The 14,787-nt window shown below is 60.1% G+C and carries 15 protein-coding genes; 12 read left to right on the top strand and 3 right to left on the bottom strand.

Annotation, left to right across the window (positions count from 1 at the left end; all coding sequences use genetic code 11):
* The first annotated feature begins 37 nt into the window (after positions 1–37).
* The 10 genes from AC1DNW_RS13180 (at position 38) to AC1DNW_RS13135 (ending at position 9,228) form a co-directional block, all read left to right on the top strand.
* Positions 38–1,660: a KAP family P-loop NTPase fold protein gene (locus tag AC1DNW_RS13180; protein WP_477853046.1), complete on the top strand. Its 1,623-nt coding sequence runs from the start codon at positions 38–40 to the stop codon at positions 1,658–1,660.
* Positions 1,661–1,925: 265 nt separating this feature from the next.
* Entirely contained in the window at positions 1,926–2,942 is a 1,017-nt protein-coding gene (locus AC1DNW_RS13175) for an ABC transporter substrate-binding protein (protein ID WP_477853150.1), read from the top strand.
* Between the two features lie 9 nt (positions 2,943–2,951).
* Positions 2,952–3,851, top strand: coding sequence for an ABC transporter permease (locus AC1DNW_RS13170; RefSeq protein WP_477853044.1), 900 nt, complete (start codon positions 2,952–2,954; stop codon positions 3,849–3,851).
* The gene (locus AC1DNW_RS13165; protein ID WP_477853042.1) at positions 3,848–4,651 is read left to right on the top strand and encodes an ABC transporter permease; all 804 of its coding nucleotides are present in this window, start codon (positions 3,848–3,850) and stop codon (positions 4,649–4,651) included. Before AC1DNW_RS13170 ends, AC1DNW_RS13165 begins: the two co-directional genes overlap by 4 nt.
* A complete protein-coding gene (locus tag AC1DNW_RS13160; protein ID WP_477853040.1) occupies positions 4,648–5,730 on the top strand; it encodes an ABC transporter ATP-binding protein in 1,083 nt (360 codons plus the stop codon). Before AC1DNW_RS13165 ends, AC1DNW_RS13160 begins: the two co-directional genes overlap by 4 nt.
* A 114-nt stretch (positions 5,731–5,844) precedes the next feature.
* Positions 5,845–6,708 carry a TauD/TfdA dioxygenase family protein gene (locus tag AC1DNW_RS13155; RefSeq protein WP_477853039.1) on the top strand — a complete coding sequence of 288 codons (864 nt, stop codon included), beginning with the start codon at positions 5,845–5,847 and terminating at the stop codon, positions 6,706–6,708.
* 24 nt (positions 6,709–6,732) lie between these two features.
* Positions 6,733–7,386 carry an RraA family protein gene (locus AC1DNW_RS13150; protein ID WP_477853038.1) on the top strand — a complete coding sequence of 218 codons (654 nt, stop codon included), beginning with the start codon at positions 6,733–6,735 and terminating at the stop codon, positions 7,384–7,386.
* Positions 7,383–8,270 carry a carbon-nitrogen hydrolase family protein gene (locus tag AC1DNW_RS13145; protein ID WP_477853037.1) on the top strand — a complete coding sequence of 296 codons (888 nt, stop codon included), beginning with the start codon at positions 7,383–7,385 and terminating at the stop codon, positions 8,268–8,270. The genes AC1DNW_RS13150 and AC1DNW_RS13145 overlap by 4 nt, the downstream gene beginning before the upstream one ends.
* Before the next feature lie 18 nt (positions 8,271–8,288).
* Complete coding sequence (locus AC1DNW_RS13140; RefSeq protein WP_477853035.1) at positions 8,289–8,861, top strand: hypothetical protein; 573 nt, start codon at positions 8,289–8,291, stop codon at positions 8,859–8,861.
* A gap of 70 nt (positions 8,862–8,931) precedes the next feature.
* The gene (locus AC1DNW_RS13135) at positions 8,932–9,228 is read left to right on the top strand and encodes a hypothetical protein (protein WP_477853033.1); all 297 of its coding nucleotides are present in this window, start codon (positions 8,932–8,934) and stop codon (positions 9,226–9,228) included.
* 30 nt (positions 9,229–9,258) lie between these two features.
* Here AC1DNW_RS13135 and AC1DNW_RS13130 read toward each other — a convergent pair whose 3' ends face one another.
* Positions 9,259–9,669 (bottom strand): hypothetical protein, encoded by a 411-nt coding sequence (locus tag AC1DNW_RS13130; protein WP_477853031.1) that lies wholly within the window; start codon positions 9,667–9,669, stop codon positions 9,259–9,261.
* 240 nt (positions 9,670–9,909) lie between these two features.
* On the opposite strand from AC1DNW_RS13130, the gene AC1DNW_RS13125 reads away from it, so the two are divergent.
* Positions 9,910–10,362, top strand: coding sequence for a hypothetical protein (locus tag AC1DNW_RS13125; RefSeq protein WP_477853029.1), 453 nt, complete (start codon positions 9,910–9,912; stop codon positions 10,360–10,362).
* 210 nt (positions 10,363–10,572) lie between these two features.
* Entirely contained in the window at positions 10,573–10,947 is a 375-nt protein-coding gene (locus AC1DNW_RS13120; RefSeq protein ID WP_477853149.1) for a thermonuclease family protein, read from the top strand.
* 78 nt (positions 10,948–11,025) lie between these two features.
* On the opposite strand, the gene AC1DNW_RS13115 is transcribed toward AC1DNW_RS13120, so the two are convergent.
* Together AC1DNW_RS13115 and AC1DNW_RS13110 are read right to left on the bottom strand one after the other, a co-directional pair.
* Positions 11,026–11,274, bottom strand: a complete 249-nt coding sequence (locus AC1DNW_RS13115) for a CrpP-related protein (RefSeq protein WP_477853027.1) — start codon at positions 11,272–11,274, stop codon at positions 11,026–11,028.
* A 243-nt stretch (positions 11,275–11,517) separates the two neighbouring features.
* Positions 11,518–14,781, bottom strand: a complete 3,264-nt coding sequence (locus AC1DNW_RS13110) for an error-prone DNA polymerase (protein WP_477853025.1) — start codon at positions 14,779–14,781, stop codon at positions 11,518–11,520.
* Positions 14,782–14,787: the final 6 nt, after the last annotated feature.

Below are 14,787 nucleotides of genomic sequence, written 5' to 3'. Positions count from 1 at the left end.
CAATGATCGGTTGTGGATTTCGCGTGAGGATACACCTATGTCTGGGGAACGCAACAGCAATTCCGCCATGCACGAACCAATCGACCGGGTGGCCGCCGATCGCTACGATCTGGCCAAGGCTGCCTTCCATCTCGCCGGAATTGTCTATGACATGGCCGATGGCGGCCAGGTCATTGCAATCAACGCGCGCTGGGGGGCAGGCAAGACTTCGCTTGTGAAAATTCTTCGCGACCTGTTAGAGGGACATCTGACCGTGGAGGACGAGGAACGGGTTCGCCCGCCCCGCCTAGAACCAAAAAGCTTCAAGTCCAAACTGAAAGAGATCCGCGAGCGCAACTATCGCTTCGTGGACTTCAATGCCTGGATGGAGGAGTCCGCAGTCAGCATGCCCGTCGCGATCTGTGACACCATCGTCGATGCCATCAATGACCGGTCGGCGGGCTGGCTGAGCACTTGGACGGGCCGCTTTTTCCGCCAGGTGCGTCGCAATAAATTCGCCTATGCGAATGCCGCCATTGGCACGGCCAAGGCCTTCACGCCGTTCGCTGCCTTCGACGCGAAATTCAGCGAGAAGGACATGTTACAGGTCAAGGCGGAATTCGAGACGGCGGTCGCGGCGCTCAGAGCGGACGAGCACCTGATCATCGTCATCGACGATGTCGACCGAATGTCGCCCAACCGGCTGGAGGATTTGATCCTTGCCCTGCGCTGGGTGCGGCAGATGTTCGACGGTACCCGCATAACCTTCCTTCTGCTCTATGACCACGATCAGGTGACCGCCGGCCTGGCGCGCACCATGTTCGCGGGCCTCCATCCGGACGAGGCACGCAATTCCGCAAACGCGTTTCTCGAAAAGATCATCCAGTTCTCATTCCCTCTTCCCGGTCCGGCCGCCGATAAGTTGCTGGAGCAGTTCGAAATAGAACTCAAAATGGCGGCACCCGATGTTTTCAGGGACGGGGGCGGTGCCTTTGATGGTCTGTCGCGCTGGGAGGCTATCCGCCGTTTCGTGCTCGAACCCCATATGACGACGCCGCGTGCCGTCATACGGCTGGCGACAAGCATCCGCTTCGTGTGGAGCATGAAGCAGTTCTACCGCACAGACGGCCGCGACCTTGTCGCAGTCGAGGCGCTCCGGCTCTTTTCGCCTGATCTGTTCGACGAGCTTTCGAAGCGCGCGCGTGCCATCCGCAACGGAACCGCGCTCCCGCCGGCGCCCTTCGAAGACAAGGAGCGCATCCTTGCAATTCTCCTGCCTGCACACTTCCTTGCCGCTGATGGCGGGGATCTCTGTGAGCCGCCGGGTCAGGTACGGGCGCGGGCCGGCTTCGGCGAACCGGCCCTCTTCGACCATTATCTGCTCAGCGTTCCCGGCGCAAACTTTGATGCGAGCTACGATATTTTCGGGCTGCGTCAGGCGATCATTTCCGGAAAATCGTCCGATGATCCGGTCTTCCAGAACCTCATTATCGCCGCATCGGCCAGAGATATCCTGAAGCTTCTCGTCAGGATTGCAGAAGGCCTCGACGAAGAGCAGAAACTGACACTCGCCGGGATCATCGATAAATTGTCGGAGAATCTGGAGGGGACGGCAGCCAAGGACATTGCACGAGCTGCCAAGTTTCTTCGCCCCCGAAATTCTGCCCCGTCTGGCAGATGAAATGCAAGGATCCGTCTACCGGATGGATCTCATCGGCAATTGATCGGCTCGCCTGGGAGCAATGCAGCCCATGGCGCGGCATGGGCGTCTGTTGCATCGGCATCGTCGTGCCCGCAACAATGCGGGACCATCGGATTCATAAGGTTCACGCACCAATCAACTTCAATTGCTATTGGACCTTGTGAGCCCGCGTCGCCACCCTTTCCCTGGGAACATTCCATTGGGAGAATTCGACGTGAGAAAATCCAAGTCGCCGCCTCTTTTTCTGATCGCCTTCGCCGCCTGTCTGCCTGGACTCGCGCATGCTGAGACGCTGGTGGTCAACAGCTATGGCGGGCCTTATGAAGCGATTATCCGCCAGGCGATCATCGAGCCGTTCGAACGCAAGACGGGCATCGATGTGGTCTATGACGCTGTCGGCTCCGCCTCTCAGGACTATGCCAAGATCAAGGCGACCAACGGGCATCCGGGTTTCGACGTCGTCGTCATGACGGCGTCCCAGTCGCTGCAGGGCTGCCGTGACGGCGTGCTGGACAGGCTGGAGGCCTCGGCGATCCCAAACCTTGCCACGCTCACACCGAGCCTCAGGAATTCCGCCGGCCCCTGTGGCGCCGTGCATGAAGTCCAGTACATGTCGCTGCTCTACCGGACCGACAAGCTTGCTTCCGCACCGACCTCCTGGGCCGATCTGCTCGCGACTGACCTGAAGGGCAGGGTCGTGCTGCCGACGTTCCAGAACATCATGGCGGTCTATCTGCTGGAGATGATGTCCGTCACCGAGGGCGGCGGGCTGATCGACAATATCGATCCGGGTTTCGCAGCGATGGCGCGTCTTGCCAGACAATCGATCGGTTTCGAACAGTCCTCCGCCATTCTCGAAAGCTACATCAAGGACGGGACCGTCTGGGCCATGCCCTTCTGGAACGGTCGCGCGCAGCTGCTGGTCGACGAGGGCTTGCCTGTCGATTACGTGCGGCCGAAGGAGGGGACGATTCCGCTGATTGCGACCCTGAACATTCCCGCCGGCTCCGAACACAAGGCGGCAGCAAGATCCTTCATCGACTTCTTCCTCGAAAAGACCAGCCAGGAAGCGTGGGTCGCAGGCTATAAGGTCGGCAGCGCGCGCACTGATATCGACATTCCGGACGCCCTGCGCAGCCGGCAGGTCACCTCCTCAAAGGATCTGAAATCGCTCAAGCTGCCCAATCTGACGGTACTCGGCGACAAGCTCTCCGAATGGGGAGAACGCTGGGACCGGGACGTTGTCTCGCAGGCCCGTTGAGGAGGCGCCATGACAACGCTTGTCGCCATCGCCCCGGCTGTGTCCGGTCGCATTTCCGTACGAGCCTCGGCGCCGATGCTGCTGGCTCCCTCCTGTCTCCTGCTAACGGTCTTTTTCGCGCTTCCGATGGGCGTGATGACCGGCATGAGCTTTCTCGACAGCCGTACGCTCACCCCGACGCTTGCAAATTACGAACGCTTCTTTCTGGACGGCTTGTCGCTGGCCGGGTTTGGGCGCACGGCGGTGATGTCGGCCCTGGTTGCCGTCGCCGTGACGCTGCTCGGCTATCCCGTCGCCTATTTTCTCGCCCGTTCACGCTCGCGCTGGCGGACCGTGGTTTTTGCCCTGGCGCTGGCGCCCGAACTCGCGGGCGTCGTGCTGCGCACCTATGGCTGGCTGATCATTCTCGAGGACCGAGGCTTCATCAATGATGCCCTGATCCATCTCGGCCTCGTCTCGACACCTCTTCCGCTCTCCAAGAGCCTCTTTGCCGTCGTCGTCGGGCTGACGCATGTCGTTCTGCCCTTCGGCATATTGTCCCTGATGACCAGCATCCAGGGCATCGACGTCAACCTCGAACGGGCCGCGCAGATGCTCGGCGCCTCCAGAGCCTCCGTCATCCGTCACATCGTCCTGCCGCTGTCGGTGCCAGGCATCGTCAGCTCATTGCTGATCAGCTTTACCATGGCGGCCAGCGCCTATGCGACGCCGGCCCTGCTTGGCGGCGCGCGCTTCAAGGTTCTGGCGACCATGATTTCCGAACAGGTGCTCTTCTACATCGACTGGCCGTTTGCCAGCGTCATGGCAATCGCCCTGCTCGCGATGATGCTCACCGCCTCGCTGGCCGGCATCCGGTGGGAGGCACGCCTCAAGGCACGCAGATCGTCCCGGAAGGGAGAGGTGCAATGACCAGGGTAATTGCCCTTGGCTTCTGGTCGGCGCTCGTGCTGGTCCTGACATTCATCACGCTGCCGCTCCTCGTCGTCATTGCGGCGTCGATCAGCCCGACGTCGGCCGTGACATTCCGGCCCTGGGAATGGACCCTCGTCTGGTATGGCGGCCTCTTCGAGGAGCGATGGGTCCAGCCTTTTCTGTTGAGCGTCCAGATCGCCGTGTTCGTTGCGGCCATCAGCGGCGTTCTCGGCACCCTTGCCGCCCTTGCCCTCGTCTATGAGCGCGTCCCGGGTTCGAGCGCCATCATGGCGGCGCTCCTGTCGCCGCTGGCTGTCCCGCAGATCGTCAAGGGTGTTGCAATCGTGCTTTTCCTGTCGATCATCGGCCTACAGACCATGCTCGGCACGCCGGCGCTGATTGCCGCCCATGTCGTGCTCGCCCTGCCCTTCGTGATGCGGATGGCGGCAGGTGCGCTCGCGAATTTCGACGACAACCTCGATCGGGCAGCACAGATCCTTGGCGCCAGCAAGCGCCAGCGCCTGGTCTATGTCGTGCTGCCATTGATCAAGCCGGGCTTTCTGTCCGGCGTGATCTTCGCCTTCATCATTTCATTCAACAACATTCCGCTGTCGGTCTTTCTGGTTCGTCCTGGAGACACGACGCTGCCGATCGCCGTCATCAATCACCTCGAATACAGCCTCGATCCGATCCTGGCGGCGGTCAACGTCGCCTCGATGATCTTCATCCTCTTGGTGATCCTGGCGTTCGAGAAATTTGGCGGCTTTTCGGCACAGCTTCATGGAGGAAGCAAATGAGCGAATTCGATATCGAACTCCTGTCGGTTGGAAAATCCTTCGGCCAACTCTCGGTGGTCAGAGACATCAGCCTGCAGATCCCTGCCGGCGAATTCGTCAGCATTCTCGGACCCTCCGGCTGCGGCAAGACGACGACGCTGAACATGATTGCCGGTTTCAGTGCACCGAGCCAGGGCGATATCCGCATACGCGGCCGCAGTCAGGTGAAGGTGCCGCCCGAGAGGCGCAATATCGGTCTCGTGTTCCAGAACTATGCGCTGTTCCCCCACATGACGGTCGCCGAAAATGTCGGATTCGGACTTCGCATGCGAGGCGCCTCGCGCCCCGACATCAAGGTCACCGTCGAGAATGCGCTGCGCAGCGTCCATCTCGACGGTTTCGGGCGACGTTATCCGAAAGAGCTCTCCGGCGGCCAGCAGCAGCGTGTCGCGCTTGCCCGGGCGATCGCCCCGCGACCTTCGGTCCTGCTTCTCGACGAGCCGCTCTCCAATCTCGACCTCAAGCTGAGAGAGGCGATGCGCGCCGAACTCAAGGAGATCCACGAGACGCTCGGGATGACGTTTGTGTACGTCACGCACGATCAGGAAGAGGCCATGGCCATGTCGGACCGGATTGTCGTCATGGAGGGAGGGGCCATCGCCCAGCAGGGCGTGCCGGGTGACATCTATCGCAATCCCGCCTCCCGTTTCGTGGCCGAATTCATCGGGCAATCGAACATCCTTCCCGTGTCGGCATGTTCGCGCTCGGCTGCGGGCATGAAATTGTMGATCGAGGGCGGTCCCGCGATCCTCTCCGCCGCCGGCGCAGACATCCCAGCCTCAGTCAGCTTCTGCTCACTGAGGCCTCAGAAGGTGAAGCTTGTGGGGGTGGATGATGTGCCGCCCGGAATGAACAGGCTCGAAGCGACGTTGCGCAGGGTGACGGATCTCGGCGCCCATGCGGAACTGGAGGTCGCGATCAGCGGCGGACACCGGCTCGTCCTGCAAMATTCCCCGATCGCCGTAGAACACGCGCTGGCACCCGGCCAGGCGGTGACGCTTGCCATCGATCCAGCAGATGTCAGCCCTCTGGTTGTCTGAGAGGCACTTATCGACCGTCGCTATCAATGTGCGGTGATTGGCATTGGAGCGCGCTCCCCCGGCGGACGTAAAATCACCTCGGCCTCACAAGAGGGCAACAGAAGGAGAATGTACATGCTGAAAAAAAGACTGAACGCCGTGCAGGCGGAGAGCAATGTCTGCGCTGACATCGAGGGGTTCGATTTCAACGACTACGATGCTCGTGATATCGAGGAACTGCGTCAATACTGGCTGAAATACGGTGTCCTTCGCTTCAGGAGAACCCGGATCACGGATGCCGATCAGGTGGCGTTCTCGCGCCATTTCGGGGAGTTTGTCATTCACCCGAAGCAGCTGCAGGAGGGCGGCCACCCGACCCATCCGGAAATCCTCGTCATCAGCAATGCGACGCAGGATGGCAAGCCGACGGGCGCCATGGGCAATAGTGAAGCGACCTGGCATACGGATACCTGGTTCTACGAAAAGCCGCCGGCTGGCGCGATCCTGCGCGCCGTCACGGTCCCGCCTTCGGGCGGCGACACCTACTTTCTGTCCACCTATGGGGCCTATGAGACTTTACCGGCGGCGCTGAGGGCGCTTGTCGATGGCCGTCAGATCTTCTTTCAGAACGTCTACGACAAGACCGGCAAGCTGCGGCTTGGCAAATCGGAACCGGCAAGCAAGGACTTCCGCGAGTGGAGCGGCATGGTCCATCCGCTTGTGCGGATACATGGCGAGACGGGCCGCAAGGCGCTCTATCTCGGCGGCACGGCCGAGGGCGCGTGGATTGTCGGCATGCCGCTCGACGAAAGCAATGCCCTTCTTGCCGAACTCTGGAATCACACCATCAGTGACCAGGAGGTCTTCGTCCAGACGTGGGACGAGGGCGATATCATGATGTGGGACAACCGATGCACGATGCACAGGCGCGATTCCTTCGATCCGGCCTCGATCCGCATTATGCATCGGACGACGACGTCCGGCGAGCGCCCGATCTGATCTCTCTTCAGGAAAGACCGTGACATGATGCCCTTCTACCGGGTCAATGAAAACCAACTGAGCCTACCCCCGGATCTCGTCGACATGCTTCCGGCGGTCGAAACCGCAACGATCGGACATGTCGAACATCTGGGCTTTGTTGGCGACAATATCCGTCCGGTCTTTCCCTGCCGGACCTTTGGTCMAGCCTTGACCGTCGCGGCGCCAAGCMGCGACGGCGTCATCATCTACAAAGCGATCGACATGCTGCAGCCCGGCGACATGCTGGTTATCTCCCGCGTCGACCGCGACGACATCGCCTGTGTCGGCGGAGGTGTTGCGACCGCGGCCAAGGCCAGGGGCGCGAGTGGTATCGTGATCGACGGACCTTGCACCGACGTCGAGGAGATCAACGGGATCGGTCTCCCCGTCTGGTGTCGGGGTGTCTCGTCGCGCACGACAAATCGCATATTCGCGATCGGCGGATCGATCAATGTTCCGGTCGCCTGCGGTGCCGCCGCGGTGCTCTCAGGCTATGCGGTGCTTGCCGACAGCGAGGGCGTCTTCGTCGCCGACGTCGAGCGTATGCGCGCGCTGGCCCATGTTGCGATCGCCCGCCAGCAGCGGTCAGCGGCGCTCCGCCGGCATCTGGCCGCCGGATATTCCATTTTCACCTTCGACCAGCAGGACCTCGCATGAAAATCTCGCTTATCCAGATGAATGCCAGACCGGATCGCGCCCACAACCTCTCTAAGGCAAGCCGCCTGATGCTGAAGGCGGTGCACAATGAGCGGCCCGATCTCATCGTGCTGCCGGAACATTTCGACTGGACCGGTGGAACCACGGCCGAGAAGAGCGCAGCTGCCGATCTCGTCCCCGGCGGCAGGGCCTACAGAATGGTGCAGCGCTTCGCGGCTGAGCATGGGGTCGCGATCCATGCCGGCAGCATCCTCGAGAGTGTCCCGGGTCATAACCGCATCTTCAATACGAGCGTGGTGTTCGATGCGTCGGGACAGCAGATCGGTCTTTACAGGAAGGTGCATCTCTTCGATATCCTGACGCCCGATGGCCAGCGCTACGCGGAGTCCGATACGGTCGCGCCCGGCAATCAGCTGCTGATCTATGAGCTCGGCGGGTTCAGGATCGCCTGCTGCATCTGCTATGATCTCCGCTTCTCACGGCTCTTCGACCGTCTGGCCGCCCATAATGCGGACGTCTTCATCCTGCCGGCCGCCTTTACGGCACAGACGGGACAGTATCACTGGGAGGTCCTGTGCCGGGCGCGTGCGATCGAGTTCCAGGCCTTCCTGGTCGCATGCGGGCAATGCGGTTCCTATACGGCGCCTGACGGCGAGGAGCGTCACATGTTCGGAAATTCGATGATCTGTGACCCATGGGGACAGATCCTGACCCGCGCCGGTGACGAGCCCGGCGTGTTCAGCGCCAGGATCGAACATGACAGGTTGCGGTTGGTGCGATCGTGGATCCCGATGGATCATCACCGGGTCGATGTCAGTGTCATGCCGGTTAAAACTGTTAAGGTCGAGGCGAGCCGGACCGCTGTCGGCGCTGATCGCTCTTAGACCAGCCCCGAGCGGATCATGCCAGCAGCTGACCTGATGATTGTCGAATGGCAGGTCGCGTTGATGGTCGACCATGGCGTCAAGCCCGCGCGATCGTCTCACAAGCCGGCCGGGGCCTTCTGGCCAGTCGATCGGCACGAGAAAACAACCATTTCTTCTTGCGGCAAGTTTCAAGCGGGATGGCGTTGCCTAGGGAACGTCCTGCATATTGACGTTCAGGGCCTTCGATATTCGGCGCAACTCTGCTCAGGGGTCTTGATCCTGCTGGACCGCGCTACAACTCACAGATGGCGGGGAGGCACCATGCAAATCGATCCTGGCAAAGCTCAATTTACCTCGTCGCAAAGGGAAGCGATTGTAATTTCCTTTGCCGATAGGCTCGATGCGCTCCTAAACAATCTGGTGGAGGATGACCGGCGGGAATTCATGCAGCCCATCACGGACGTGTCACGGAAATTGCGGCAACTGGCAAGTGATCTTGGTGAAGGCGATCCCGACGTGGCCTTCGAGATTATCACCACTTGCGCACGCCTTATCGGTATGTTGAGGCTTGTCGCAGGGCGGCGGCCGATGCGAACATCCTTGCACTGACAATCGACGCCGAGGCACGGGGGATATGGACCGACGGCAAAAGATACGGACTTTCGGGCATATTTTCGAAGTGAAAAAACCATCCGCGGACGGTGAGGCGGACGACTTTCTCGAATTCGAGAGCGTCCAGCCCTTCGCTCTTTCAGCCGATGGCAATGTCAGCGCTCGCCTCGCCCTGACAAGCAACGAGACGCTCGACCTCTCAACCAACACGGTCTGCGCCACCAGGCTTGCAGTGGCTTTCCTCGACCTCGTTTCGAGGTCCGGCGATCTCGTTGTCGACCTTGCGGTCTACGATCCCGACACTGGTGAACAACTGGTCAGGATCAGGCCGGCTGCAGGCAACGCCTTCAGGTCCGAATCCTAGCCCACAGCGCTCAACGGGAGAACCGGATGCTCAGTCGGAGACCGTCACATCGATCCAGCGTCCGGTCCCCTCGCGACCGTAGATGTTGACGTCAACCCAGACATTGCCGTGAACGATCATGGTCGCAGCTTCCCGCGTCATCGTGCCATTGCGCAACATGGCTTCGAGCGCCTGACGATTGGCGGGATCGGCAAAGAAGGAATCCGATTGGTCGTCCTGGTCGCGAATGCCGTATTGATGGAAATTCGCACGATCCTGACGAATGATCTGCCAGGGTTGGGTGAGCCGCGTTCCACTCGAATTGAAAAGATCGGCCTGGCCGATATAGGCACGGTAATGGTCGATAAGCCGGTTCGTATGCGTGGCGGTGACGCTTGATTGGGCAAGGACCGGTGTGCCGACAAGCAGGGCAGCTGCGACGATCAATGATAGGTTTTTCATGACGCTCCTCTTTTGGACAATCAGTAATGGGAGTCGCTCTTCTTCGCCATGATGAAAAGGCAAAGGTTGTTAACGGCGTGAGTGATCCGCGCCTCGGGCTGGCGTGACATTCGTTGCCATCGCTCGGGCTAGGATCTGCCCCCCAGAGCTCCTGATTGACTCTCGCGGATTGAGAGAACATAATGAGAACATCGCTGGCGTGCTGAGCGCCAATCTGAAAAGTGAGACTGGAGAACGTCGATGCAGACGCATTCGAACGATAGCGAAGCCGTGCTTGATGTGAAAGTATCCCCGCTGACCGGTGTCTATTGGGGGCCGCTGGTTCCCTCGAAGCGCGAGATGACCCATAAAAGCCTGCTGTCCGCCATCGCCGGACGAAGCAATATCGAACTTCTGACGGCGACGGCGTTCAACCGTGCCTCCGATACGCCTTGCGGCTGCTTCGATATTGCCGTCGATGCCAGCTCCGGCGACGGTTGCGGCATCTATCGCATGGTGGTCATCGAGGCTGGTCGCAACGAGCCGCATGACGCGGCCACGCCGGCATTCTGGTATCAGTACGAGAAGGCCGAGGACATCGTCGTCAAGATCCATAAGCATCTGGACGGGCTTAAATTCTTCGAAAATCTCTACAACTATGTAGAAAAAGCAGTCCGCAAATACGAAGAAAAGGTCGGTCGGCAGGTTCATTGACCGACGGAGGGCGGAGTGACAGTCGGTGAGTATTGAGAGCCACTCTTCTGCGCCAGGCGCAAATGTCATCGTAGAGCACTATTGCTGCGTCCAGGAATGCGGAAAGTGGGGCGGGTTTGGTCTTTCTCATGGAATAGCGTCAATGACATGCTGGTGGTGCTGGCCTCACTATCCCTACAAGACGCCCCTAAACACGCCGGTGCGGCAGCAATGATTGCAGCAATGATCATGTGTGTCGCGCTCACGGCTGTAGACGGCGATACGGTGCGCTGCGACGGGCAGCTGATGCGCCTGTTGGGCGGAGGCGTTCCGTTCGTTTCGGGTATCGATGCGCCGGAGATCGGATCTCATGCAAAATGCATCAAGGAAAGGAAGCTTGCGCTCATTGCCAAGGCGAGACTGCGTGAGCTTTTGGATGCGCGCGGACTGCAGATCGAGATCAAGGGTTACGACAACACGCCCAAGCATCGGCCTCTGATCAATATCTACCGGGAGGACCGGCAGGAGGTGGGTGCCATCCTCCGCCGGGAAGGCTTTGCCCGGGATTGGAAGCCCCATCGCAGGAACGACTGGTGCAGCAATTAAAACACCGATGGATCGCCTGGCGCCGCGTCTAACCCGGCAATGGTTTGCCGGCCCTGTCGCACCGTTTCTGTCAGACGTTCAGCGGGCTGCGCTTCGACGTGGCACGTGCGTTGCCAAATGATTGTCGATCAGGCTCTGTTGGCTGGCGTGTTCTACCTCCCATCCAAACCTCCATGCATCGTGTTTTGCCAAATGCTCTTCTCCGTCGGCCTCATCGATCGATAGGGTTCTGGGTGTGCCGGGATAGGGATTTTCATATGCCTTCAATCCGAGAACGCAGGCCCTTGCCCCGGCCTCCTGAAGATCCATCAACTCTTCGATCGTCATAGATTAATACTCCCTCAATGAGTATGCCCTAGCAGATCGATCATATATTTTGAACAGGAATCGGAGTTGCGACAGAAATGGAGTTAATTTCTCTCAGTATGCCTTGAGGTGTATTTGGAAAGTTTCGTAACAGATACGTTCTGTGTAAAAGTATTATTATTTAGCTTGGCCGACTGTCCGGATTTATCTGGTTCTATCTCTGGAAATATATCGATACTTGAATGCTTCCTTCAGTTGCGTCAGTCAGTGAAAATTTCGGCTCTTTACCTTCAACGTATCGATATGCAGATCAGGAATAAAAATATCGCGTGCTTTGATCCCGTGCTGTGAGGGCTCGCGCGTATCCGGTCTGCCGGGCGTGCCATGGGAAAACTCGTCGCCCCTGCCCGTCGGCAGGCGGAATTCCAGATCATGATCGGCAAGACCTGTGAGGCTTGCGGAGAAGTCGAAGAGCTGCTGGGCGACGAGATGCACGACATCGCCTTCCCGCTGGATGCGGCCATGGATCGCCATCATCGATGCGCCGAGCGCCACCCGCCGTGAGCGCTCGAAGAGCTTCGGCCAGATGACGACATTGGCAACTCCTGTCTCGTCTTCAATCGTCAGGAAGATGACGCCCTTGGCCGAACCCGGGCGCTGGCGCACCAGCACCAGGCCAGCCGCCATCAGCCAGCGACCGTCGCGCGCCGACATGGCCTCGGCACAGGGGACGATGCTGCGCTTCGTCAATGCCCCGCGCAGGAAGCTGACGGGATGCTGGCGCAGCGTCAGGCCGGTATGTCCATAGTCGAGGACGACATTGTGTCCTTCGGTCATCCGTCTCAGTTCGACCGCCGGCTCCTGTTGCTCGGCGACCGTTCGGGCTTCACGCTCGGCTGCAGCCGCAAACAGCGGAAGAGGCTCGTCTCTCAACGCCTTGATCGCCCAGAGCGCATCCCGTCTTTCCAGTCGCAGAGACGGCCGGAACGCGTCGGCCTCTGCGAGCTCCACCAGGGACGCCGCCGGGGTGCCTGAACGGCGCCACATGTCGTCGACGCTGTCGAACGGCAGGTCGGCGCGCGCTGCCACGATGTGCGCGACATCGTTCATCGCAAGCCCGCGTACCATGCGCATGCCGAGCCGCACTGCATGCCGGCTCGAACCCTCGATCGGTTCGAGCGTGCAGTCGAAGCGGGATCGGTTGACGCAGACGGGTCTTATCTCGACGCCATGTTCGCGGGCATCGCGGACGATCTGCGCCGGGGCATAGAAGCCCATCGGCTGCGAATTCAAGAGCGCAGCACAAAACACGTCGGGATGATGGCACTTCATCCAGTTTGACGCATAGGCGATCAGCGCAAAGGATGCCGCATGGCTTTCGGGAAAACCATAGGAGCCGAAGCCTTCCAGCTGGCTGAAGGTCTTTTCGGCAAATTCCGGCGTGTAGCCGTTGCGGATCATGCCGTTGACGAGCTTGTCCTTGAAGCGGCTGACACCGCCCGTGAACTTGAAAGTCGCCATGCTTTTCCTCAGTTGGTCAGCTTCGCCGCCGGTAAAGCCCGCGCAGACCATCGCCACCTTCATGGCGCTTTCCTGAAACAGAGGTACGCCAAGCGTCTTGTGAAGGACGGCCTCCAGTTCGGGCGTGGGGTATTCGACCTGCTCCTTGCCCTGGCGGCGGCGCAGGTAGGGATGGACCATGTCGCCCTGGATCGGGCCGGGCCGGACGATCGCCACCTGGATGACGAGATCGTAGAAGGTTTCCGGCCTCAGGCGCGGCAGCATCGACATCTGCGCCCGGCTTTCGATCTGAAATGTTCCGAGTGTGTCGGCCTTGCGGATCATGGCATAGGTCGCCGGATCCTCCTGCGGAATCGTTGCAAGATCGAGGTCGATGCCCTTGTCTTCCTTCAGGAAGGCGAAACTCTTGGCCATGCAGGTGAGCATGCCGAGTGCGAGCACATCCACCTTCATGAATTTCAGGGCCTCCACATCGTCCTTGTCCCACTCAATCACTTGCCGGTCGACCATCGAGGCCGGTTCGATCGGCACCAGATCGTCGAGCCGGTCGTGGGTGAGCACGAAGCCGCCGGGATGCTGGCCGAGATGGCGCGGCGCACCCATCAGCTGTTGGGCGAGTTTCAGGGTGAGCGCCAGGCGGCGGTCGGCGGGAGTGAGGTTGAGATCCCTCACCTGCTTTTCGCTCACTTCTTCCGTCCATGCCCAGACACCCGACGACAATGCCGTGATCAGGTCTTCTGGCAGGCTGAGCGCCTTGCCGACATCACGGATCGCACCTTTTGTGCGGTAGCGTGTGACGGTCGCGCACAGGGCGGCCTTGTCATGGCCGTAGGTTCTGTAGATCCATTGGATCACCTCCTCGCGCCGCTTATGCTCGAAGTCGACATCGATATCGGGCGGTTCATCCCGCTCTTCGGACACGAAACGCTCGAACAGGAGATCATTGTTTTGAGGGTCGATGGAGGTGATGCCGAGGACGAAGCAGACGGCCGAATTGGCAGCCGACCCCCGTCCCTGGCAGAGAATGCCTTGCGACCGGGCAAAGCGAACGATCGAAAAAACCGTCAAAAAATAGGGCGCGTAGCGCATCTTGGCGATCAGCCCCAACTCGTGGCGGATCGTCTTTTCGACGTGGTCAGGCAGGCCGTCGGGGTATCGATCCGGCACGCATTCAAAGACAAACTGCTCGAGTGAGGCCTGCGCGCTCTTGCCGGGCACGATCGCCTCCTGTGGATATTGATAGGTCAGTTCCTCCATCGAAAAACTGCAGCGCCGGGCGATCTCCATCGTGCGGGCGAGCGCTTCGGGATAGCGGGAAAAAAGCCGCGCCATCTCCTCGGGTGGTTTCAGATAGCGGTCGGCGTGCCGTTCACGTTCGAAGCCGACATCGTCGATCGTGGTGCGCGTCCGGATGCAGGTCACGACGTCCTGGAGCTGGCGGCGCGCCGGCTCATGAAAGAGCACGTCGTTGGTAACGACGGTCTTGACCTTCACGCGCGCTGCCATGTTGGAAATCTCATGCAGACGCAGCTGATCGTTGGGCCGCCGTCGCAGGCAGAGCGAGACATAGGCGCGCTCGCCAAACAATGTTGCGACCCTGCGCAGCTGGATCGCGCAGGTCTCGTCGGCCTGATCCGGAACGAGGATCCCGATCAGGCCGTCCGCGTAAAGTGCCACATCGTCACTTGCCAGGATGCACTTTCCCTTGCCGCCCCTGCTCTTTCCAAGCGTCAGCAGCCGCGTCAGTCGTGCATAGGCAGCCCGATCGGTCGGATAGACGAGGATCGACATGCCGTCCTGAAGATCGAGACGACAGCCGACAATCATGCGCAGTCCCGTCGCCCGTGATGCCTCGAGCGCACGAACAATGCCGGCGAGAGAATTGCGGTCGACGATGCCGACGGCCGCAATGCCGAGTGCCTTGGCCGTTGAAAACAGTTCGTCGGCGCTGCTGGCGCCACGCAGAAAGGAAAAATGCGTCGTGACCTGCAGTTCGGCATAGTTCATTTGAAG

The sequence above is a fragment of the Rhizobium sp. 05L429 genome (assembly GCF_056397645.1).
This window is presented reverse-complemented; position numbering and strand designations above follow the sequence as displayed.